This is a genomic window from Amycolatopsis sp. NPDC104775 (assembly GCF_055583325.1).
Genome location: NZ_JBVJOE010000003.1, coordinates 804,112 through 825,246, shown reverse-complemented (window position 1 = coordinate 825,246; position 21,135 = coordinate 804,112). Strand labels below are relative to the sequence as shown.

20 protein-coding genes, 1 tRNA gene and 1 pseudogene are annotated in these 21,135 nt (G+C 68.8%); 17 read left to right on the top strand and 5 right to left on the bottom strand.

From position 1 onward, the window contains the following. The first annotated feature begins 30 nt into the window (after positions 1–30). The 8 genes from ACZ63D_RS17970 (at position 31) to ACZ63D_RS17935 (ending at position 7,021) form a co-directional block, all read left to right on the top strand. A complete protein-coding gene (locus ACZ63D_RS17970) occupies positions 31–261 on the top strand; it encodes a hypothetical protein (RefSeq protein WP_451991070.1) in 231 nt (76 codons plus the stop codon). 25 nt (positions 262–286) lie between these two features. After that, a complete protein-coding gene (locus ACZ63D_RS17965; protein ID WP_465355406.1) occupies positions 287–745 on the top strand; it encodes a hypothetical protein in 459 nt (152 codons plus the stop codon). 53 nt (positions 746–798) lie between these two features. Further along, entirely contained in the window at positions 799–1,755 is a 957-nt protein-coding gene (locus ACZ63D_RS17960; RefSeq protein WP_465355405.1) for a Scr1 family TA system antitoxin-like transcriptional regulator, read from the top strand. 319 nt (positions 1,756–2,074) lie between these two features. Continuing rightward, positions 2,075–3,637, top strand: a complete 1,563-nt coding sequence (locus tag ACZ63D_RS17955; RefSeq protein ID WP_465355404.1) for an FtsK/SpoIIIE domain-containing protein — start codon at positions 2,075–2,077, stop codon at positions 3,635–3,637. After that, the gene (locus ACZ63D_RS17950; protein ID WP_465355403.1) at positions 3,634–4,020 is read left to right on the top strand and encodes a hypothetical protein; all 387 of its coding nucleotides are present in this window, start codon (positions 3,634–3,636) and stop codon (positions 4,018–4,020) included. The genes ACZ63D_RS17955 and ACZ63D_RS17950 overlap by 4 nt, the downstream gene beginning before the upstream one ends. Beyond that, complete coding sequence (locus ACZ63D_RS17945; RefSeq protein WP_465355402.1) at positions 4,020–5,612, top strand: replication initiator; 1,593 nt, start codon at positions 4,020–4,022, stop codon at positions 5,610–5,612. Before ACZ63D_RS17950 ends, ACZ63D_RS17945 begins: the two co-directional genes overlap by 1 nt. A gap of 18 nt (positions 5,613–5,630) precedes the next feature. After that, positions 5,631–5,828 (top strand): helix-turn-helix transcriptional regulator, encoded by a 198-nt coding sequence (locus ACZ63D_RS17940; RefSeq protein ID WP_116199570.1) that lies wholly within the window; start codon positions 5,631–5,633, stop codon positions 5,826–5,828. After that, entirely contained in the window at positions 5,828–7,021 is a 1,194-nt protein-coding gene (locus ACZ63D_RS17935) for a tyrosine-type recombinase/integrase (protein ID WP_465355401.1), read from the top strand. Before ACZ63D_RS17940 ends, ACZ63D_RS17935 begins: the two co-directional genes overlap by 1 nt. Before the next feature lie 41 nt (positions 7,022–7,062). Here the strand turns inward: ACZ63D_RS17935 and ACZ63D_RS17930 are convergent. From ACZ63D_RS17930 to ACZ63D_RS17920, 3 genes and pseudogenes are all read right to left on the bottom strand, one after another. Further along, positions 7,063–7,138, bottom strand: a tRNA-Lys gene (locus ACZ63D_RS17930). Between the two features lie 60 nt (positions 7,139–7,198). Beyond that, a complete protein-coding gene (locus tag ACZ63D_RS17925; RefSeq protein ID WP_465355400.1) occupies positions 7,199–7,336 on the bottom strand; it encodes a hypothetical protein in 138 nt (45 codons plus the stop codon). Positions 7,337–7,505: 169 nt separating this feature from the next. Then, positions 7,506–8,291: pseudogene (locus tag ACZ63D_RS17920) on the bottom strand (epoxide hydrolase family protein); the annotation flags it as partial. Positions 8,292–8,336: 45 nt separating this feature from the next. On the opposite strand from ACZ63D_RS17920, the gene ACZ63D_RS17915 reads away from it, so the two are divergent. Next, on the top strand, positions 8,337–9,290 hold the full coding sequence (locus ACZ63D_RS17915; protein ID WP_465355399.1) for a helix-turn-helix transcriptional regulator: 954 nt from the start codon (positions 8,337–8,339) through the stop codon (positions 9,288–9,290). On the opposite strand, the gene ACZ63D_RS17910 is transcribed toward ACZ63D_RS17915, so the two are convergent. Further along, entirely contained in the window at positions 9,291–9,692 is a 402-nt protein-coding gene (locus ACZ63D_RS17910; RefSeq protein ID WP_465355398.1) for an acyl-CoA thioesterase, read from the bottom strand. Then, on the bottom strand, positions 9,686–10,966 hold the full coding sequence (locus ACZ63D_RS17905; RefSeq protein ID WP_465355397.1) for a hydroxyacid-oxoacid transhydrogenase: 1,281 nt from the start codon (positions 10,964–10,966) through the stop codon (positions 9,686–9,688). Before ACZ63D_RS17905 ends, ACZ63D_RS17910 begins: the two co-directional genes overlap by 7 nt. Positions 10,967–11,090: 124 nt before the next feature. On the opposite strand from ACZ63D_RS17905, the gene ACZ63D_RS17900 reads away from it, so the two are divergent. From ACZ63D_RS17900 to ACZ63D_RS17865, 8 genes are all read left to right on the top strand, one after another. Then, positions 11,091–12,734: a thiamine pyrophosphate-binding protein gene (locus tag ACZ63D_RS17900; RefSeq protein WP_465355396.1), complete on the top strand. Its 1,644-nt coding sequence runs from the start codon at positions 11,091–11,093 to the stop codon at positions 12,732–12,734. A gap of 295 nt (positions 12,735–13,029) precedes the next feature. Beyond that, positions 13,030–13,305: a hypothetical protein gene (locus ACZ63D_RS17895; RefSeq protein WP_465355395.1), complete on the top strand. Its 276-nt coding sequence runs from the start codon at positions 13,030–13,032 to the stop codon at positions 13,303–13,305. A gap of 211 nt (positions 13,306–13,516) precedes the next feature. Continuing rightward, a complete protein-coding gene (locus ACZ63D_RS17890) occupies positions 13,517–13,720 on the top strand; it encodes a cold-shock protein (protein ID WP_009071749.1) in 204 nt (67 codons plus the stop codon). Between the two features lie 182 nt (positions 13,721–13,902). After that, entirely contained in the window at positions 13,903–14,124 is a 222-nt protein-coding gene (locus ACZ63D_RS17885; RefSeq protein WP_465355394.1) for a heavy-metal-associated domain-containing protein, read from the top strand. 145 nt (positions 14,125–14,269) lie between these two features. Then, positions 14,270–15,325 carry an ATP-NAD kinase family protein gene (locus ACZ63D_RS17880; RefSeq protein WP_465355393.1) on the top strand — a complete coding sequence of 352 codons (1,056 nt, stop codon included), beginning with the start codon at positions 14,270–14,272 and terminating at the stop codon, positions 15,323–15,325. A 91-nt stretch (positions 15,326–15,416) separates the two neighbouring features. Beyond that, the gene (locus ACZ63D_RS17875; protein WP_465355392.1) at positions 15,417–16,805 is read left to right on the top strand and encodes a hypothetical protein; all 1,389 of its coding nucleotides are present in this window, start codon (positions 15,417–15,419) and stop codon (positions 16,803–16,805) included. Positions 16,806–16,834: 29 nt separating this feature from the next. Beyond that, a complete protein-coding gene (locus ACZ63D_RS17870) occupies positions 16,835–17,770 on the top strand; it encodes a glutamate ABC transporter substrate-binding protein (protein ID WP_465355577.1) in 936 nt (311 codons plus the stop codon). 770 nt (positions 17,771–18,540) lie between these two features. Beyond that, a complete protein-coding gene (locus ACZ63D_RS17865) occupies positions 18,541–21,006 on the top strand; it encodes a tetratricopeptide repeat protein (protein ID WP_465355576.1) in 2,466 nt (821 codons plus the stop codon). Positions 21,007–21,135 lie beyond the last annotated feature (129 nt).

Below are 21,135 nucleotides of genomic sequence, written 5' to 3'. Positions count from 1 at the left end.
TCGCAGGCGTGTGGTTTAGGCGCGGGCGACATGCGCGACACGGTCCAGATCCACGTGACGGCAGACCTGCCGATCCGCGTCCGCGCGCTGACGTACGCGAACCGGGCGGAGATCCGCTTCGGCAAGGCGTTCCCCGTGGTCCTGCTCGTCGACTCCGACGCGATCGCGGTTCTGGGCAAGCAACTCCACGAAGCAGAGACAGCGCTGAGCGCAGCGACACGGACGAACCACGGCGGCGAGACGCCGGAAACGACTGACTGACAAAGAACACTGGGAGCTAGCGGTTATGGCTATCGAAAAGGGACACCGGTTCACGATCGACTTCGACGACGCGTTCCCGCAGGGGCTTGTGATGGTGGGGGAAGTTATTCCGGACAACGAGTTTCAGTCGCGGGAGGACCGTGCTGCGGGGCGTCCGGTGCGTCAGCGGGTGGATGAGGTAACCGGCAAGCGGCAGTGGCGAGCGGCAGTGACGGACCCGGGCGAGACGAAGGCGAAGCGGGCCTCGTTCGAGGTGACGTTCCTGGCGGACGTGCAACCGGTGCCGACGACGCCGGAGGCGTTGCCGGGGATGCGACCGATCGAGCTGGACGGGCTGACGGCGGAGCCGCGTGTCGGCGGGCAGGGCGAGTTCAAGTATCAGACGTACGTCTTTCGGGCGACGGGGTTCAAGGCTGTTGCGGGGAAGTCGTCGTCGCGGTCGGCGGGGGCGTCGTCGGCGTCTGGTGAGGGCAAGGCGGCGTAGATGGGTGTTCTCGGTTTGCAGACAGGCACGATCCCGGGTCGGAGGTGTGGGTGATGCGTGGCACGGATATGGCGAGCCCGCGGGCACGTGGCCTGGGTGCTGCGTTGCGGGATGCGCGGATCGAGGCGCGGTTCGGGTTGCGGGAGCTGGGGCGGCGGATCGGGGTCAACCCGGCGTTGTTGTCGAACTGGGAGCTGGGGCAGCGGGTGCCGACGCCGGTGGAGGTGTCGGGGGTGCTGGGCGCGCTCGGGGTGACCGGGGAGCGGAAAGCCTGGATCATGCTGTTGGCGCGGGGTGTGTCGGGGCCGAGCTGGTTCTCGGCGGGGTCGCAGGCTGATCCGGCGCATTACACGACGTTGATCGCGCATGAGCGGGTGGCGACGTCGGTGACGGTGTGGGCTCCGTTGCTGGTGCCGGATCTGTTGCAGGTGCCGGATTATGCGCGGCTGGTGTTTGGCCCGGATTTGCGGGACAAGGAGACGCTGGACCAGGTGGTGGAGCACCGGTTGGACCGCAACCGGATCGTGTTCGGCGCGGGCGCGATCCCTGCGCAGATGTTCATCGGGTCCGAGGCGCTGCGGAACCACTTCGGGGATGCCGAGGTGATGTTGCGGCAGATGCGGTTCCTCAAGGATCTGATCGGGATCGCGCGGGCGGTGACGATCCGGCTGGCTCCGAGTCAGGCGGTCACTCAGGGCGCGTTCAGTCGGTACACGATGAAGGACACCTCGGATGTCGTGTACTGCCCGCACCACGGGGCCGGGGTCTTCTTGGTCGGCAAGGAAGCGGCCCCGTACACGGGAACGATCGAGCGGCTTGAGGCGGCGGCGTTGTCTCCGGCGGAGTCGCTGGCGCGGCTGTCGGTGGTGGTGGACCAGCTCTTGAAAGAGGTGAAAGCGCAGCGGCGGGCGACTGACGCCGGGCTGACTCAGCTCCTGACCGGCGAGGAACCGACCGGCGAGGAACCGGCGACCGACGAGTCGAACACCGACGAATCAAACAGCGACTAGCGGAAACCTAAGCGGTTACTGAAAAAAGCGCACGGCGACGTGTGCTGTGTTCAACGCGCCCTTGAACGGGCGGAATTGTTCCGTATAAACGCAGAACCGGCCTCTGGCTACCAACCTTCACCGGTTCTGCGCTGTCCACTGGGAAGTGAACGATGACGAACATAACCGGTTCTGGACGGCGTGCGTCAACCGGGGTCACCCGGATGCGTTGCGCCGCACGCAAGAAATTCGCCCGCCTCGTTCCTGGCGAGAAGAAATGCGCTTCATGTCAAGGAATGCTGCCGCTTGACCTTGCTGCGGCTGAGGGCGGTGAGCACCGATGAACGCGGCGGTATTGATCGCTGTCGGCGCGGGCGTCGCGGTGGTGCTGTGGGTGCTGGCGAAGCTGGGGCGTGCGTTGGCGTCCATTGTGGAAACCCTGGCAGCGTTGGCATTCCTGGGACTGGCGCTCTGGACGGTGGTGCGGGCGGTCGGCTGGCTGGCCCGCCAGATCGTCACCCGCTGGCGCACGTGCCTGACGCTCGTCGCCCTGGCGGCGTGGTTGCGGTGGTGGGGCTGGCTGTCCCTGACGGTCGTACTCGTCACGCTGGCGCTCACCGCGGTGGTCTGGCATCAGCTCGATGTGGTGGGGTTCGACCGGTGGTGTGGTCGGTGGCTGCGGGCGTGGTGGCTGCGCTGGGCGGTCTACGGGCGCAAGCTGCCGGACTGGCTGCACGCCTGCGGTCTGACCGTTCGCGACGAAGCCATCCCCGTGGACGTAACCGTGAACCTGGTCTCGCGGCGGCGGAAACGCCAAGCTGTCACGCAGGCGCGGCAGACGTCCGGGGTGGCGGTGCCTGCGTTGGTGCGGGTCCGGTCGGGGGCGTCGTGGGACGAGGTCCGGGTTCGGTTGGTGCCGGGCCAGAAGCCGGAGGATTTCGATGACGCGGCGCGGGCGTTGGCGACGGCGCGGAAGGTGTCGCGAGTGCAGGTTCGCGAGATCGCGCCGGATGTGGTGTCGCTGGACTTCATGCGCCGCGACCTGCTTACCACCCCAGTCCGGTGCCGTGAGCTGCCCGGGCTGGAACCGGCAGAGGTGAACCTACGGGCGGTGTACGCGGGGACGACGGAGTACGGGACGCCGTGGCGGTTGCCGTTGACCGGTGCGGGCGCGCACATCCTCGTGGCCGGTGCCAGCGGCGCTGGGAAGAACTCGGTCATGTGGTGCCCGCTGGTCTCGGCCGCCTCGGCGATCCGCTCCGGGCTGGTGCGGGTGTCCGGTGTGGACCCGAAGGGGATGGAGCTGGCTTACGGGCGCGGGATCTTCGCCCGCTACGCGGTATCCGGCAAGGACACTCTCGACCTGCTGGAGGGCCTGCGGGACGAGCTGGAACGGCGTAAGCGTGAGTTCGCGGGGAACACGCGGGATGTTCCGTTGTCGGCGGAGTTTCCGTTGGAGCTGCTGGAGTTCGACGAGATCGGCGCGCTGACCCGCTACACCGACCGCAAGACCCGCGAGGCGATCGTGGAACACGTCGCGGTCCTCAACACCCAAGGCCGCGCTTTGGGGGTGTCGGTCCGCGGCTACGTGCAGGAACCGACGAAGGACACTGTGCCGGTGCGGGAGCTGTTCACCCGCCGCGTCTGCCTGCGCGTCACCTCCAAGAATCACGTCGGGATGGTGCTCGGCGATGGCGCGTACGAGCGCGGAGCGTGGGCGAATCGCATCCCGGAGACCATGCCCGGCACTGGGTACGTGTGGGGCGAAGGCATCCGTGAACCCCTGCGGGTCCGCGCGGGCTGGGTCTCCGACGACACGGTGAAAGCCCTGGAGCAGTACGTCACCAACGGCGGCACCCACCACCTCGACCACGCACAGACCGAGGAAAGGAGGGCGGCATGAACCGGCTGATGATCTTCCTCGACACCATCCGCGATCACCTCGACCTGCATCAGCTGCCGCCGGTCGCGTCGCTGGACGTCTCCGCGTGGTCGAGGCCGATCACGGTGCAGCTGGACGTCGACGGCCTGGCCGAGGTCGCGAGGGCGCTGCTGACGTGGGCGAACACCCTCGACGACGTCTCCGCGACGTTGTGGCGCATCGCTGCGGGCGGCTGGGTGCACCTCGGGATCGTCGGCCGGACGCCGTGCGGAATCCCGGTGCGCGTCTACGGGGCGGTGGTGTTCGACCCGAGCGTGTTCCCCGACCTCCCGGCCGGGGACCGGCAACCAATGCCGGTGCAGGTGCTGCGCGGGTGGGCGTCGCGAGGGGAGGCGGCGGCCTGATGGGCGAGACACGAGCGGAACGGATGCGGATGCCGCTGGCCGACGACGTGATCCGGGCGACGGCGGAGAAGCACGGGGTGTGCGTGCGGCCGTTCACGATGGAGGTCGGCAACCAGGACACCGGCGAGATCCGCTACGTGCCGGTGCCGTGCGGGTCCACTGTGGAATCGATGTGTCTGCCGTGTGCGCGGAAAGCCAAGGCGCTGCGGCAAGTCCAGTGCCGCGAAGGCTGGCACATGGCCGAAGAACCCGACCTCCAAGCGGACGAGCCGACCGAGGACCAGACCGAGTTACTGACGTTCCGGGCGGACCTCGTCGCGTCGTACCGCGAGGTCGCCGACGCCGACCCAGCGGAAGCGGAAGAGTTGCGCGAGGAGATCCGTGGTGTGGACGAGGAACTTCGGCAACTCGGCGTCCGGGGCCGTCTGCCCTCCGTAGACCCGCCGACCAGGAAGGCGGTGAAGCGGTCGACGAAGCGACGGCAGGATGCGCCGAATCTGCCTAGGCGGAAAGTCGCCAAGACCACGGTGGGGCGTGAGTACGCGGGTCGGTTCCGGCCGTCGATGTTCGTCACCCTGACCTGCGACACTTACGGCCCGGTCCGCGGTGACGGCTCGCCGGTCAACCCCGCTGCCTATGACTATCGGCGGGCGGCGCGGGATGCGGTGCATTTCTCGGCGCTGGTGGATCGGTGGTGGCAGAACCTGCGCCGGGTCGTCGGCTGGGACGTGCAGTACTTCGCCACCGTGGAACCGCAGAAACGCACCGCGCCGCACCTGCACGCCGCCATCCGGGGAACCGTGCCGCACGAAGTGATCCGGCAGGTCACCGAGGCCACCTACCACCAGGTCTGGTGGCCCAACCACGACCAGATCGTCTACACCGACCGGCTCCCGAGCTGGGACGGTCCGGAGCGGGGATTTGTCGACCCCGACACCCGCCAACCCCTGCTCAGCTGGGACGACGCGGTCGACCAGGTCGAGGAACCGGCGCACGTGGTGACGTTCGGCCGCCAGGTCCACTCCAAGGGCATCCTCGGTGGAACCGAAGACGCCGGCCGCCACATCGGCTACCTGACCAAATACCTCACCAAATCCACCGGCGAAGTGGTTGAGGCCGACACGGCGGCCCTGGCCGATCACCACGACCGGCTGCACGCCGAGCTGGCCGTCACGCCCTGTTCGCCTCGGTGCGCGGTGTGGCTGCTCTACGGCATCCAGCCCAAGGGGGCCAACGGGAAAACCACCCCAGGCCACTGCAAGGGCCGGGCACACCGGCGGACCACCCTCGGCCTACCAGGGCGGCGGGTTCTGGTGTCGCGGAAGTGGTCGGGCAAGACGCTCGTGGACCACAAAGCCGACCGCAAGGCGTTCGTCCTGGACGCCCTGGCCGCTGTCGGGATCGAGAAACCGCAACCGGACCCGGCCCGGCTCGTCTGGCGCAAGGTCGACGCAACCGACCCGCACATCCCACCGAGACCGCACCTGGTGATGCACGCGATCGCCGAACGCATCGCCTGGAAAGCCGAATACGACCGAGCACTACTTGCCGCCAGTCCGCCGGAAACTTCGGCAACTCAGCTCGCGGCTTGATCGGGAAGGGGGAAACTGATGGACAACTACGTGCAATTCAGTCGCTTGTGGACGGTTGAGGATGTCTCGGAGTTCCTCGGCGTCCCGGTCTCGACGCTGTATCAGTGGCGGACAAAGGGTTACGGCCCTGCCGGTCGGAGGGTCGGCAAGTACATCCGTTACCGGCCGCAGGACGTCAGCTCGTGGGTCGACCAGCTGTCGGACGAGGTCGCCTGATGCCTCGCCCTCAGTTGGAGATCGGCACGTACGGCGAGATCCGCTATTCGGCAATTCCGACCGGCTACCGTGCGCGTGCTCTCTTCCGAGACTTCGACGGCAAGACGCGTGAGGTCGAGCGGTCGGGGAAGACGAAAGGCAAAGCAGCGCAACGGCTTCGCGACACATTCAAGGACTGGACCGGGTCGACCACGGGCGAGATCACCCGGGAAACCAAGTTGAAGGATCTCGCCGACGTGTGGATGGAGCAGATCCGCAAGGAAGTCAGAGAGGGCACCAAATCGCCGACGACGGCCACGACGTACGAGTCCATCCTTACGCGCCACGTGACGCCGGGCGTGGGGGAGCTGCGGGTGCGCGAGGCGACGGTGATGCGGCTGGACCGGTTCCTCGGCACTCTCCAGACGACGGTCGGGACCTCGACGGCCAAGACTGCGAGGACTGCACTGTCGGGGATGCTTGGCCTCGCCGCGCGGTACGACGCGGTTGACAGCAACCCGACGCGGGACACCCGGCGTATCCCGAAGAGCAAGAAGAAGCCGCGCGCCCTGGACGCGGAAGAGCGTACGAAGTGGCTGGCTCGGGTCGAGGCCAACGAGAAGGCGCGGCGCTGGGACCTGCCGGACCTGTCGCGCTTCATGATGGCTGCGGGTGTCCGAGTCGGCGAGGCGTTGGCGACGTACTGGGAGGACATCGACTTCGTAGCGGGGACGGTCGACGTCACGCACACGGTGGTCCGGGTCAAAGGCGAAGGGCTGCTCCGGAAGCCTCGGCCGAAGACGGAGTCCAGCCTGCGTGCGCTGCCGTTGCCGTCTTGGGCGTTGGCGCTGTTGAAGCGGCGGTGGGCTGAGGCGCGGAAGGACGGCCGGTCGCTGGCGAGTCCGGTTTTCGCCAGCACGGTCGGCGGGCTCCGGGACCCGAACAACGTCCTGCGGGTCATCCGGGAGATCCGCGGTGGCGATGACTTCATCTGGCTGACGTCGCACAACTTCCGGAAGACGACGGCGACCGCGATGGACGACGCGGGCATCCCGACCCGGCTGATCGCGGACCACCTCGGCCACTCGCGGGTGTCGATGACGCAGGACAACTACCTGGAGCGGAGGGCCGTCGACCCGGTCACGGCGATGGCCCTGGAAGGGCTGCTGGATAATCCGTCCGCCCCCAAAACCGGGGATAAACCGGGGAGCTGATCTTGACCGGCCACGAGCAAAGAGCCGCTGACCTGGGGTTTTGGTGGGCCGCCTGGGGCTCGAACCCAGAACCTACGGATTAAAAGTCCGCAGCTCTACCAATTGAGCTAACGGCCCGCGCGCTCAGTCTAGCGGGCAGCACCTGGCCCCGCGCCGGGGCCCGGCACCCGCCCCGTCTCACCCCAGCGACCGGACCTTCGTCACGAACCTCGTCAGGTCTGCCGCGTAGGCCTCTGGCTGGTCCATCGCTATGAAGTGGTGCCCAGCCGGATTGTCGACCGGCCAGTGCACGATCTCCGACTCCCGCTCCGCCAACCGCCGGATCCCCGGCACCCCGCTGTACACCCCGGTCGGCGCGTTCTTCTGGCCCCGCGGCCAGGCGAACCCGGCGCTTGAGTAGAACGAACGACCACGACGACGTCCCGAAACTCTCGGTGAACCAGTACACGCTCAGGTTCGTCAGGAACGCATCCAGCATCTCCTCCAGCGCCCGACCACCGGCGTTGAACTCGTGGAACTTCTGCGCCATCCACGCCAAAGCCGCCACCGGCGAATCGTTCCACCCGTAAGCGAACGTCAAAGGTGCGGAACGCAGCAAGGCGTGGTGATCGACCCCGTTCAGCCAGTCCTGGGACATCATCTCGGCGAACGCCGCCCGCTCCGCAAGATCCAAGTCAGGCAGGTCGGATTCACCAGGAATCCCCAGGCCAGCAGTAATGTAGACACCCAGCACCGGCCCAACCCGCGCGACTTCGGGGGCGACGTAGGCACCGTAGTCACCGCCCTGGACGACGTAGTCGCGGTAGTCCAGCCGACGCATCAGCTCGGCCCACGCGCGGGCCACGCGGGCGGCGTCCCAGCCGGGGCCGGGGGCGGACGAGAACCCGAAGCCGGGCAGGGAAGGGACCACGACGTGGAAGTCCGACAAATGTTCGAGCAAGTCCGCGAACTCGACGAAGGAGTTCGGCCACCCGTGAGTCAGCAACACCGGCGTGGCATCGGGCGCGGCGGACGGGACGTGCAGAAAGTGCAGGTCAACCCCATCGATCTCGGTGCGGAACTGGGGAAATTCGTTCAACCGGGCCTCGTGCGCCCGCCAGTCGTACCCGGTGGCCCAGTAGGACGCGACCTCCCGCAGCCAGTCGACCGGCACGCCGCGGTCCCAGCCGTCGCCGGGCAGTTGCGCTGGCCAGCGGGTTTGCGTGAGCCGGGCGCGCAGGTCGGCGAGGGCGGCGTCGGAGATGTCGATGCGGAACGGGCGAATGTTCATGAGAAGGACGCTAGAGACCATGTAGGTCAGATATGGTCCTAGATCATGAGCGCGGCGCGGTTGTTGCAGTTGCTGTCCCTCCTGCAGACGCCGAGGCAGTGGCCGGGCAGTGAGCTGGCGGAGCGGCTGGGTGTCGACGGTCGCACGGTTCGCCGGGACATCGAGCGGTTGCGGGAGCTGGGGTATCCGGTCGAGGCGGTGATGGGGGCGGAAGGCGGATATCGCCTGGTCGCGGGCAGTGCGATGCCGCCGTTGCTGCTGGATGACGAGGAGGCGGTCGCGATCGCGGTGGGGTTGCGGCTGGCGTCCGGGCACGCGGTGACCGGGATCGACGAGGCGTCGGTGCGGGCGTTGACGAAGCTGGAGCGGGTCCTCCCGTCGCGGCTGCGCCGCCGGGTGAGCGTCCTGAGCAGTGCGACGGTGCCGTTGCCGCTGAACGACGGGCCGCGCGTCGATCCGGAAGCGCTCACGGTGCTGGCGACGGCGATCGCCAACCGCGAGCGGCTGCGGTTCGGTTATCTCGCCAACGACGGCAAGGCGACGAAAAGGCTGGTCGAACCGCATCATCTGGTGTCGTCCGGACGCCGCTGGTACCTGCTCGCGTTCGACAGCGACCGGGACGACTGGCGGGTGTTCCGCGTCGATCGCGTCGAAAAACCGCAGGCCATCGGGGCTCGGTTCGCCAGAAGAGACTTGCCTGCGCAGGACCCGGCGGCGTACGTGACCGAGAAGCTGCACACCTCCCGTCCGACGCATCGGGCGGTGGTTACGGTGCACGCGCGAGCCGACGAGGTGGCGCGGATTTGGGGCACGGCAAGCGAAGTGGCCGCGGTGGACGAACGCACTTGCCGCGTGGTCAGCCCGGCCGACACCCTGGAGTGGCTGGCGTTCCGGCTGACCAGCCTCGGCCGCGAGTTCGAGGTGCACGAACCGCCGGAGCTGGCGGAGCACCTGCGCGAACTCGGCGGCCGGGCGCTGCGCGCGGCCCGCCCCGCGTGATCAAACAGCCAGTTCCGCCAACGACTCCCGCAGTTTCCCGGTCACCTCGACCGGCCGCCGGGACTCCCGGTCCACGAACACGTGCACGAAATGGCCTTCCGCCACCAAGATATCCGTGTACATCCCGATCTCGTACCGCACGCTCGACCGGCCAAGATGCGCCACTCGCAGTCCGATCCGCAGCGTGTCCGGGAACGAAACCGAAGCGTGGTAAGCACAACGCGATTCCACGCACAGCCCAATCACCGGCCCGGACTCGATGTCGAGGCCGCCGCGTTCGATCAGCCAGGTGTTGATGACGGTGTCCATCAGCGAGTAGTGCACCACGTTGTTCACGTGGCCGTAGACGTCATTGTCCTTCCAGCGCAACGGAACCGTCTGCCAATGCGGATAGTTCACCACAGCCGCACCGATTCCCGCAGGATCCCCGCCAAGTCCTCTTCGGTGGGTGTACGGGGCGCGGTAGCCAGCAATCGTTGCTGTTTCAACGTTCCTTCCATCAGAGTGTCCACATCGGACTCCGTATAGCCGACCGCGCCGATCCCGGCGGGCAGGCCGATCTCGCGCATCAGCGTGGTGAGCACGGCGGGCAGGTGATCGGCGAAGTCGCCGGACCATTCGAAGTCCGGGGCCAGCAGCCGGGCGACCCGCTGGTGCCGTTCCGGGTTCGCCTCGAAGGTGAAGCGGAACGCGGCGGGCGCGGTGAGCGAGACGGCCATGCCGTGCGGCACCATCGCTTCGTCGCCGGGATAGCCGTCGGGGTGGAAATCCCGGACCTGCCCAGCGATCGGGTACGCGTTGGCGTGCGGGATGTGCACGCCGGCGTTGCCGAAGCCGAGCCCGGCGAACGTCGCGGCGAGCGCCATCGCCTCGCGTGCGGCCATGTCCTCGCCGTCGCGGACCGCGGCGGGCAGCGCCCACGACAGCAGCTCCAGCGACTTCTCCGCGAACATGTCCGCCAGCGGATTCGCCCCGCAGTACGGCACCCGTTCCTCCGGCCGTTTCCGGCTGAACTCGGTGTAGGGCTTGGCGGTGTAGCTCTCCGCGGCATGGCACAGGATGTCCATCCCGCTCGCCGCGGTGACCCCGGCGGGCTGGCTGACCGTGAGCCGCGGGTCCACGACGGCGAGCGCCGGGCGCAGCCGCAGGTGGCTGATCCCGCTCTTCACCCGCAGCGACAGCACGTCCAGCACGCACACCGTGGTGCTTTCCGACCCGGTCCCGGTCGTCGTCGGCACCGCGACCAGCGGCTTGAGCGGGTTCGCCGGCGCGCGGCCGCCGCCGACCGGCGCGTTGACGTAGTCCATCAGCTCGCCATCGTTGCTGGTCAGGAGGTTGGCGGCCTTCGCGGTGTCGATGCTGGAGCCGCCGCCGACCGCTACGAACGCGTCGTATGGGCCGGTGCCGCGGGCGAAGTCCACGGCCTTCTGCAGGCTGACGTCGGTGGGTTCGACGTGCACTCCGTCGAACGTCTCAGCCGCGATCCCGTAGCCGCGGATGCCCTCGGCGATCCGCTCCGGCCATCCGGTCGCGGCGACGATCGGGTCGGTCACCACGAGCACGCGACGCGCGCCGAACTGGGTCAGATCGTATCCGATCTCGTCGCTCGACCCGCTTCCGTATTTGAGCGCCGGAGCCCCATAAGTGAAAACAGTCTCATGTTCGGCGGATGTCACGACGGCGTCCTCCCAACTGGTGGGCAGCCCGATCCGGCAATTGGCACAATCCCGCGGCGAGTTGTTCAAGATCACTTGACGCCGGTTCACGGTGCCGCCCTAAGCTCTCCTCATTAGATACCAAGTGGGAACCACCGTCGCGCAAACGGCCGTACGCGTCTTGAACGAGGCCCGGGTCCGCCGGGTGTACGCGGTCGTCGGTGAGTCGTTCCTGGAATTGCTCGACGCGCTGCGCCGCGAGCGCGAGGTCACGCTCGTTTCGGCGCGCCACGATTCGGGCGCGGCCTTCATGGCCGAGGCCGAGGGCAAGCTCACCGAACGCCCGGCCGTGCTGCTCGCGAGCCGCGGTCCGAGCGCGGCGGCGCTGGTCATGGGCGTGCAGACGGCGTACCAGGACGAGACGCCGATGGTGGTGCTGCTGGAAACCCCCGCGCTCGACCCGGTGCTCACCGGCGAGGTCCCGGCATCCGATTCGACCGGGATGTTCGAGTCGATCGCCAAATGGTGCGTCCGCGCGGACGATCCCGACGAGGTGCCGCATCTGCTCGCCGAAGGGCTCGCCCGGTGTCGCGAAGGACGGCCGGGCCCGGTCGTGATCGGCGTGCCGAGCGACGCGTGGGGCGTGCCCTACGACTCGGCCAAACCGGCGGCCAAGGTTCGCCCGCCGGTCACCGGCACGCTGGGCCGATCGGCGGAAGCGGTGGCCGGGCTGGTGGACGAAGCGCGCTATCCGGTGGTCATCGTCGGCGGGCGCGCGCGGTCGGCGCGGGACGAGCTGATCGCGGTGGCGGACGAGCTGGCGCTCCCGGTGTACAACGCTTTCCGCCGCCAGGACGCCTTCCCGGAAAACCACGCGCGCTACGCCGGGCACCTCGGCCTCGGCATCCCCGCGCGCCAGCTGGACGCGCTCGAACGAGCAGACCTCGTGCTCGCGCTCGGCACTCAGCTCGACGAAGTCACGACGCAGGGCTTCCGCTATCCGACTCCACAGCAGACGCTTGTCCTTGTCGGTACTGGCATCGACGAACAGCGCCGCCGTGGCCTGACGTTCCGTGTGGACACTGAGGTCGAGCCGTTCTTGAAGGAGCTGCGCGCGATCGCTTCGCCGCGTACGCGCAGAGCGTCGGCGGCGAACGCTGCCGTGCACACCTTCATGACACCGCCGAACACAAGCAACAACACGCGCGTACACCCGGTTGACGTCGTGCGCGCGCTGCGAAAGCTCGCGCCCGAGGACACCATCGTCACAAGTGACGCGGGCAACTTCGCGCAGTTCATGCACCGCTATTGGTGCTTCACCGCTCCGCGCAGCCAGCTCGGTCCGAGCAACGCCGCGATGGGGTACGCGGTGCCTGCGGCCGTAGCGGCCAAGCTCGCCGAGCCGCGGCGCGCTGTGGTCGCGATGGTCGGCGACGCGGGCACGCTCATGACAGGGCAAGAGATCGAGACAGCTGTGCGTTACCGCGCGCCAATCATGGTGGTCGTGTTCCAGAACGGCTTGCACGGCCCTCTCGCGATGCATCAGGCGCGTACGCACGGACGGCTGTCCGGAGTGACCATCCCGCTGACTGATTTCGCTTCGTGGGCGCGTGGGCTCGGCGCGGCGGGGTACACGGTGGACGATCGCGAGCGGCTCGAGCCGATCATCGCGAGCGCGCTCGTACGGCAGCGGCCGTGTGTGATCGATGTCCGGACAGACCCGGATGTCGTGACCCCGGACGTCCGCCTGAGCACGCTTCTCGGGGCGCAGCGTCCTTCCGGGACCTGAAATCTTCCTGAGAACACAGGGAAACGCCGGGACTGTCCGGTAGCTGGCCGGGGTCGGCTCGGGTAGCCTGACGGTGTTCCCGGAGTTCGGCATCCGGACTCGGTTCGCTTGGCTCGCACGGGCCCGCGTCCGGTTGGGGAAATTCCCGGGTGGACACGTTCCCCGCTCGGTTCGCGGCCGTTCGGCGCGTTTCAGGGGTGGGGACAACCGGTTTCGGCCGGATTTTGTCGGTGCCGGATGGCACCATCGCGGTCATCCCCCGCTCGGAGCGGGGAAGGAACGAGGGGAGTTCGTCATGGCCGACGAAAAGGACGGGAAATCCCGTACCGCAGCGGCGACTGCTCGCGGCCGCGCCCGGTCCGCGCGGACTGGCGCGCTGGTGTCCGTAGTGCGCGAGGAGGCGGAATCGGACCAGGCGGTCGAGGTGCCCGCCCAGAACCGGTCCGGAGTGGTTCCGGTGCTGTTCAGCGCTAGTGCGGAGGCCCACGACGTAGCCGTGGTCGCGCCCGACCAGGGCGCGGACTGGCGGTCGCCGTTCGGCGCTCCGCTGCGCCACGCCAGCGGGGAGTGACCCTGTCGCGCGAACTGGGGTGAGTCGGCTTGTCCTCGCCCGCTCCGCTGTGCTTTACTTTAAGTGGTCTCGATTTTTGTGTTCGTGGTAAAGCACGCTCGCAGAACTCAGCGGGCGTGGGCCTCCTCTCCGGGGAACGCATCTCGCCCGTGTCTGGGCCCAGGACGTCGGTCGGCTTCCTGTTTTGGTGTTATGTATGGAGATTGTTTAGATGACTGAGGGCACCGTGAAGTGGTTCAACTCCGAGAAGGGGTTCGGCTTCATCACTCCCGACAACGGCGGCGGCGACGTCTTCGTGCACTACAGCGAGATCCAGGGCAACGGTTTCCGTACCCTCGAGGAGAACGCTCGCGTGCAGTTCGAGATCGGCCAGGGCCAGAAGGGCCCGCAGGCCACGTCGGTCAGCTTGATCTGACCCACGTTTAATCGCTAAGTCGCCACCACTCCCGGTCGCGGGGGTGGTGGCTTCTTTCGTTTCTGCCGCGGCCTCTCCGTCTCACGATGCGGATTGTGTTGCGCGACAAGGCTTCCCGTGCATGACCGGCCATTGTGGATCACCCGATCGTGAACCGTCTGGGTGCTCGTAGGCTCGCGGGCATGAGCGAAAACACCTACCTCGTCACCGGGATGTCCTGCGGCCACTGCGCGCAGTCGGTCACCGAAGAACTGACCGAGGTGCCCGGGGTCGAGAACGTGACTGTCGACGTCGAAACCGGGCACGTGACGGTCCGCAGCGCCGAAGTCCTCGACGAGTCCGCCGTCCGCGCCGCCGTCGAAGAAGCCGGGTACACCTACGAAGGGCTTGCTTCTCTCGTTTGAACGACGGGTAGCCCCGCGGGAACCCAGGGTAGGCTCTGGCCCGGCGTGGAGGCACGGCCGATGCAACGTCCGTGCAACCCTTCCCTCCGCGCGACCGGACGCGTGTGCTGGTCCCCTGGCGGCAAGCGGACTTGGGGGAGGCTCGATGGGGGAAGTCGTTGCGGGAATCGTGGCGAACCCGGCGTCCGGACAGGACATCCGCAGGCTCGTCACGCAGGCATCGGCCGTTCCAGTCGAGGAGAAGGCCAACCTGGTGCGCCGGCTGCTGTCGGCGTTCGCGGTGACCGGCGTCGACCGTGCGCTGCTGTCCTCCGATCTCGGCGGCATCTCCGCCGCCGTGCTGCGCGATCTCGGCCGCGATCCGCTGCCTGAGGTGCGGTTCTGCGACGAGGACACGCTCACCGGCACCGCGCAGGACACCATCAACGCGGTGCGCCAGATGATCGACTCCGGAGCCGGCGTGATCGTGTGCCTCGGCGGCGACGGCACGGCCCGGGTCGCCGCGAAGGCGTGCGGTGACGTGCCTCTGCTCGCGCTCCCGACTGGCACCAACAACGCGTTCCCGCAGGCCGGAGAGGCCACCGTGGCCGGGCTCGCCGCCGGGATGGTCGCGAGCGGTCAGGTCGACGCCGATCTCGTGACTCAGCGGGTCAGCATGCTCGAAGTCGTCACGAAGAACCGCCGCGAGATCGCGTTGGTGGACGTGGCGGTCTCGATGAACAAACACGTCGGTGCGAAGGCGCTCTGGGATCCCACCGCGCTCACTGAGCTGTACTGCACTTTTGCCGAGCCGGACGGCATTGGCCTGTCGAGCATCGCCGGGCAGCTGTGTCCGAGTTCTCGCTCCAGTGCCGACGGCGTCGCGCTCCAGCTTGGTCCGGCCGACAGCTCCGCGTACGTGGTGCACGCCGCGATCGCGCCCGGCGTGGTGCGGCCAGTCGGCGTACGCGGTTGGGGAGTGCTGCGTCCGGGCGTACGCGTCGACCTTGCCGCAGGTGGGGGCGTTATCGCGGTAGACGGAGAACGCGAGCTGGAGTTGAAGAACGGCGAAGGCGCGTACGTAGAACTGCGCGCCGACGGCCCGTGGTGCGTCGACGTACGCGCGGCAATGGCCGAAGCCGCAACCCAGGGGTTGCTGCGCACTACTGCTACGAGCGGAACCGCTGAGAAAGGCCGAAGTCGCGGTCGGTGCGCCGGCTGAGATCACGTGCAGGTGACACCTTCCGGGTGTCGTTCGCTGCGACTTGCCCGACCGGCTACCTTCTGCGAGTGGCACACGGGGAGGATCGGGGATGAGCAGCACTGCGACGCGGCCGGAAACGACTGCCGAGCCCCCACCGGCGGAACCGGAGGGCCGCAGCGGAATCGGCGGCCTGCTGGAGCTGCCCGGCCAGGCGGTGCGCGCGGTAGTCAGATCGTCGACCACCACGCCCGGCAAACTGTCGCTGATCGCGGTCGCCCTGGTGCTGCTGTCGCTCGTGGCGGGTCTCGTCGGCGTGTTGTCCGTGAAGGACAAGGACAACACGATCAACGGTCTGATCGACCACCGCGAACCTCTCGCCGCCGCCGCGCAGCAGGTGTTCCGCTCGCTGTCGGACGCGGACGCGACGGCCGCCAGCGCCTTTCTTTCCGTCGGCACCGAACCGCCCGCGCTGCGGAAGCGGTACGAGCAGGACATCGCCGAAGCGGGATCCGCGCTCGCCCGCGCGGCGTCCGACACCGCCGACGTCGGTGACGCCGCCCACCAGGTGGACATCCTGAACCAGAAGGTCCCGGTCTACACCGGGATCGTCGAGACCGCGCGCGCGAACAACCGGCAGGGTTTCCCGTCCGGCGCTTCGTATCTGCGCGAGGCCTCGCAGCTGATGCGCACGACGATCCTGCCCGCCGCGGACGCGCTCTACAACGCGCACACCAAGAAGCTTTCCGACGAGCAGGACAGCAGCAGCGACGTGCCGTGGGCGGCGGTCGCGCTGGTCGTCGTGCTCCTCGCGGCACTCGTGGCCGCGCAGATCTACCTGACCCGGCGGACGAACCGGGTGCTGAACATCGGACTGCTCGTGGCCACCGGCTGCATTGTGCTGTCGCTGCTGTGGGGCGCGGTCGCGCTCGTCGTGCAGGGCAGTCTCGTCGCGACCGGGCGCACCGACGGCACGTCGCAGGTCGACATCCTGGTGCGCGCCCGGATCTACGCGCTGCAGGCCCGCGCCGACGAAACCCTCACGCTGGTCGCGCGCGGCGACGGCGGCGCGTACGAACAGCAGTTCATCAAACTGGCCGAGAAGCTCGTCGGTGCCGACGGCAAGGGCGGTCTGCTCGGCGAAGCTCGCGGGCTCGCCTCCGGCACCGCGGGCGAGCAGAAGATCGAAGTGGCGGAACAGGCCGCGCGGGAATGGTCGCTCGCCCACCTCCAGGTGCGCCGCCTCGACGACGGCGGCCAGTACCAGGAGGCGGTCGACTTCGCGACGAGCGTCAGCCCGAACAGCGCCGCCGCCGCGTTCGCCCGGCTCGACACCAACCTGCAGGCCGCGATCGACGTCTGCCGCCAGGAATTCCTCGACAGCACCAGATCCGGCGACAACGCGCTCACCGCGCTCGCGGCGGGCGTCGGAGTGCTGGCGGTGCTCGCCGCGGGCGGCGTCACAGTCGGCGTGCGAGAGAGACTGAGGGAGTACCGGTGATCCGGTCGCGGCACTTCGTCCGGACCGCCGTGCTCGCGGTGGTCGCGGTTCTCGCCGCCGCCTGCGGGACGGCGAGCAAGCCGATGGAGGCCGCACCGGTCACTGACGCGGCCTGGCCGACCCCGGCGGGTGTCGGCGGCCCGGACGCCGCGGCCGGCGGCGATTCCGACACCAGCTGCAACCCGCTGGCCAGCCTCGCCCCGAATGGTCTCGACCCTTCCGGACCGAGTCTGCAGAAGATCAAACAGCGCGGGAAACTCATCGCGGGCGTGGACCAGACGACCTACCTGTTCGGCTTCCGGAATCCGAAGACCGGCAAGCTCGAAGGCTTCGACATCGACCTGGTCAACGAGATCGCCAAGGCGATTTTCGGCAGTTCCGACGGCCACGTGCAGTACCGGGCGATCACGTCGTCGCAGCGGGAGACCGTGCTCAAGGAACACCAGGTCGACGTGGTGGTCCGGACCTACAGCATCACCTGCGCCCGCCGCAAGCAGGTGCAGTTCTCGTCGGTGTACTACGTGGCCGGGCAGAAAATCCTGGTGCCGAAGTCGTCGAACGCGCAGTCGCTGACCGATCTGGCCGGGAAACGCGTGTGCGCGGCGGCGAAGTCGACCTCGCTCGCGAAGATCGCCACCGACCCGGCGAAACCGGTCGCGGTGTCGGTGCCGAACTGGTCGGATTGCCTGGTGATGCTGCAGCAAAGCCAGGTCGACGCGGTGTCCACCGACGACACGATCCTGGCCGGCATGGCCGCGCAGGACCCGACGGTGAAGGTCGCGGGCGATCCGATGACGCAGGAGAATTACGGCGTCGGGATCCCGAAGGACGAGGAGGACCTGGTCCGCTTCGTGAACGCGGTGCTGGACAAGATCCGCGGCGACGGCACCTGGGCGAGCAGTTACCAGAACTGGGTCGGCTCCCGGCTGGGACCGGCGAACCCGCCGTCCCCGCAATACGGGTGACGAGACCGGTCTCGCAGCGCCAGCGCGGCGCGAGTTGTACTTTTTGAGCGGCAGGTTTGCCGCGGGGAGCTCGGGAGGTAGTTGTGTCGGAGGAGGCGCGCCGTCCTCGGCACGCAGCACCGGACGGGGACGGCGACCAGGCGAAAGCCGCGGACCAGCCGTCCGGGCGGGGCGAGGCGGCCGACGCTTCGTGGACCCCGCCGCCACCGGTGCGCTGGGACACCCCGGAACCGTCGGTGTCCGGGCGGCTGAACCCGCAGCCGGATCCCGACGCCGAGACGTTGATCAGCGCTCCGGTGCAGCGTCCGCAGGGCGCTCCGGGCGGGCAGCAGGCGCAGCGTGGGCCGTCCGCCCCCGGCGCTCAGGCGGGACAGGCTCAGCAGGCGGGGCAGCCTCCGCAGCAAGGACAGCAGGGCCAGGCCGGGCAGTCGGGCCAGGCGGGCCAGCAAGGCCAGGTCGGGCAGCCAGGTCAGCAGGGGCAGTCGGCTCAGCCAGGTCCGGCCGGGCAGCAGCCGCGGACGCAGGGTCGTCCGGCTCCGCGCGGCGGCCAGCCGATGCCGCCGCAAGGACGTCCGCAGGGCCAGCCGCCGTCGCAAAGCCAGCCGTACCCGGGTCAGCCCGCACCGCCGTCGCAGGGCCAGCCGTATCCGCCGCAGTCGCGCACCGGACAGCGGCCGGTCCCGCCGAACCGTCCGCAGCAGGCGCAGGGAAACCGTCCCGCGCGGCTGCCGGAGAACCGCGCCACCGGCCCGAACTCCGGTCCGATCCCGATGGGGGCCGCGGCGCAGGGCAAGCCTCCCGCGGACAGCGGCGACGCCCCCACGCGTCCGCCGGGCGACCTCGCGCCGGTGATCCTGCCGCAGTCGAACCAGCCGGTCGCTCCGGTCGACCCGGCCGCGCCGATGCCGACCAGCGTGCTGGCCAGCCCGACGCCGCACACCCAGAGCATCATGCCGCCGACCCCGCGGGTGGCCCCCGCCGACGGCGGCCCGCTGCCCGACCACGGCACGGACAGCGTCCTGCCCTCCGGAGGCAGTGAGGGACACGGCACCGGCACCCACGGTTCGCAGGGCTCGCAAGGCACCGGCACGGGAACCGGAACCGGGTCGTTCCCCGGCACCTCCCGGCGCACCGGCTCGCGCGGCACCCGCCGCTCCCGGCGCGGACGGCTCGGCGCGGGCCTCATCGACGTGCCGCCGGTGCCCTACCGCGATCCGTCGACCGCCGTGCTGGCGAACCCGGTCGTGGCCGAGGACAAGCGGTTCTGCGGCAACTGCACCGCGAAGGTCGGCCGCGGCAAGGACGGCCAGCCGGGCGAGCCCGAAGGCACCTGCGAGAAGTGCGGCACGCCGTTCTCGTTCGTCGCGAAGCTCAAGCCGCACGAGCTCGTCGGCGGCCAGTACGAAGTGCTCGGCGCGCTCGCCTACGGCGGTCTCGGCTGGATCTACCTGGCCAAGGACCACAACGTGTCCGACCGCTGGGTCGTGCTCAAGGGCTTGATCGACACCGGCGACTCCACCGCGATGGCCGCCGCGGCGAACGAGCAGCGGTTCCTCGCCGAGGTCGAGCACCCGAACATCGTCAAGATCCACAACTTCGTGCAGCATCCGGACGCGCAGACCGGCAACACCGTCGGCTACATCGTCATGGAGTACGTCGGCGGCCAGTCGCTGCGCCAGCTCGCGCTGCAGCACCACCGGGAAAGCAACCGGCCGGAGCCGCTGCCGATCGGCCAGGTCATCGCGTACGGCCTGGAGATCCTGCCCGCGCTCGGCTACCTGCACAGCCAGGGCCTGCTGTACTGCGACCTCAAGCCGGACAACGTCATCCAGACCCGCGAACAGCTCAAGCTGATCGACCTCGGCGCGGTGCGGCGGATCGACGACTACGAGAGCCCGCTGTTCTTCACCACCGGCTACAGCGCGCCCGAGCTGGCGTCACAGGGCGCTTCGGTGTCCTCGGACCTGTACACGGTCGGCCGCACGCTGGCCGTGCTGAGCTTCGAGTTCGCCGGCTACACCCGCGAGTACAAGAACACGCTGCCCGGCCCGGACCAGGTGCCGCTGTTCGCGCTTTTCGGTTCCTACTACCGGTTCCTCAAGCGCGCGACGCACGCCGACCCGGACCGCCGGTTCATCGCCGCCGACGACATGGCCGACCAGCTGACCGGCGTGCTGCGCGAGATCATGGCGCTGGGCACCGGGCAGCCGCGGCCGGCCGCGTCGACGGTGTTCGGGCCGGAGAGCCGGACGTTCGGCGTCCATCTGGTGGTGCCGGAGCAGGGCGAGCGGGTGCCGCTGCCGGACGCCGCTGAGGTAGTTGCCGGGCTGCCGATTCCGCAGGTGGACACGGATGACCCGGCGGCTGGTGTGCTCGCGACGACGACCGCGCTTGATCCGCACGAGGCGATTGAGGCGCTCGCTACGGCTCCGCGGGAGTCGATCGAGGTGCGGTTGCGGATTGTGCGGGCGCGGATTGAGCTGGGCGAGTTCGTGGAGGCGCAGCGGCAGTTGCAGGCGGCGCAGTACCTGGCGATCCGGCACGGGTTCCCGCATGACTGGCGGATCGACTGGTACCGCGGGCTGATCGAGCTGGCCGGTGGGCGGCCGCGGGTGGCGCATGTGGCGTTCGACGCGGTGTATGACGACTTGCCGGGGGAGATCGCGCCGAAGCTCGCCTTGGCGGTCAGCGCTGAGGGAGTGGGGGATTACTTTGGTGCGGCGCGGTTTTACGAGCTGGTCTGGCGGACGGACCGGACGTATGTGAGTGCCGCGTTCGGGCTGGCGCGGGTGTATCTGGCGCAGGGGGCGCGGGAGAGTGCGGTCGAGGTGCTGGAGGGGGTTCCGGCTACTTCGACGCATTACGTGGATGCGCAGGTCGCGGCGATCAAGATCAAGACTCGGGCGCAGGGCGGTGCTGCTGGTGGGCATCCGACGGTGACTGAGGGGGATCTGGTCGACGCGTCTGGGCGGTTGCAGCGGCTCAATCTCGATGCGGAGCGGCATACGCGGTTGAGTGCGGAGGTGCTGGAGGCGGCTTACGACTGGCTGCGGGTGCCTGGGCAGGCTAAGCCGGGTGCTGGTGCGAAGGTGCTGGGGTGTGAGCTGGAAGAGCGGGATGTGCGGTTTGGGTTGGAGCGGTGTTACCGGTCGTTGGCTCGGTTGACGGATAACGCTGGGGATCGGATCGCGTTGGTGGATCGGGCTAATGCGATTCGGCCTCGGACGTTGACGTGAGGGGCGGCTCGTCGCCCTGGGGGGCGACATTGCCGTGGGGTTGCTTGGGGCACCCCGAAGCTTGATTGTGCTGACGGTCTGAGGGGGCTTGTCAAGGCGGGAAAGCGTGCCTTGACAAGCCCCCTCAGA

Excerpts from the sequence above, each read along its gene's own strand:
- ACZ63D_RS17915 (WP_465355399.1), top strand. The coding sequence starts at position 8,337 with ATGAGCGCGGCGCGGTTGTTGCAGTTGCTGTCCCTCCTGCAGACGCCG.
- ACZ63D_RS17885 (WP_465355394.1), top strand. The coding sequence starts at position 13,903 with ATGAGCGAAAACACCTACCTCGTCACCGGGATGTCCTGCGGCCACTGC.
- ACZ63D_RS17875 (WP_465355392.1), top strand. The coding sequence starts at position 15,417 with ATGAGCAGCACTGCGACGCGGCCGGAAACGACTGCCGAGCCCCCACCG.
- ACZ63D_RS17880 (WP_465355393.1), top strand. The coding sequence starts at position 14,270 with ATGGGGGAAGTCGTTGCGGGAATCGTGGCGAACCCGGCGTCCGGACAG.
- ACZ63D_RS17890 (WP_009071749.1), top strand. The coding sequence starts at position 13,517 with ATGACTGAGGGCACCGTGAAGTGGTTCAACTCCGAGAAGGGGTTCGGC.
- ACZ63D_RS17940 (WP_116199570.1), top strand. The coding sequence starts at position 5,631 with ATGGACAACTACGTGCAATTCAGTCGCTTGTGGACGGTTGAGGATGTC.
- ACZ63D_RS17950 (WP_465355403.1), top strand. The coding sequence starts at position 3,634 with ATGAACCGGCTGATGATCTTCCTCGACACCATCCGCGATCACCTCGAC.
- ACZ63D_RS17945 (WP_465355402.1), top strand. The coding sequence starts at position 4,020 with ATGGGCGAGACACGAGCGGAACGGATGCGGATGCCGCTGGCCGACGAC.
- ACZ63D_RS17865 (WP_465355576.1), top strand. The coding sequence starts at position 18,541 with ATGGGGGCCGCGGCGCAGGGCAAGCCTCCCGCGGACAGCGGCGACGCC.
- ACZ63D_RS17970 (WP_451991070.1), top strand. The coding sequence starts at position 31 with ATGCGCGACACGGTCCAGATCCACGTGACGGCAGACCTGCCGATCCGC.
- ACZ63D_RS17955 (WP_465355404.1), top strand. The coding sequence starts at position 2,075 with ATGAACGCGGCGGTATTGATCGCTGTCGGCGCGGGCGTCGCGGTGGTG.
- ACZ63D_RS17965 (WP_465355406.1), top strand. The coding sequence starts at position 287 with ATGGCTATCGAAAAGGGACACCGGTTCACGATCGACTTCGACGACGCG.
- ACZ63D_RS17935 (WP_465355401.1), top strand. The coding sequence starts at position 5,828 with ATGCCTCGCCCTCAGTTGGAGATCGGCACGTACGGCGAGATCCGCTAT.
- ACZ63D_RS17960 (WP_465355405.1), top strand. The coding sequence starts at position 799 with ATGCGTGGCACGGATATGGCGAGCCCGCGGGCACGTGGCCTGGGTGCT.
- ACZ63D_RS17895 (WP_465355395.1), top strand. The coding sequence starts at position 13,030 with ATGGCCGACGAAAAGGACGGGAAATCCCGTACCGCAGCGGCGACTGCT.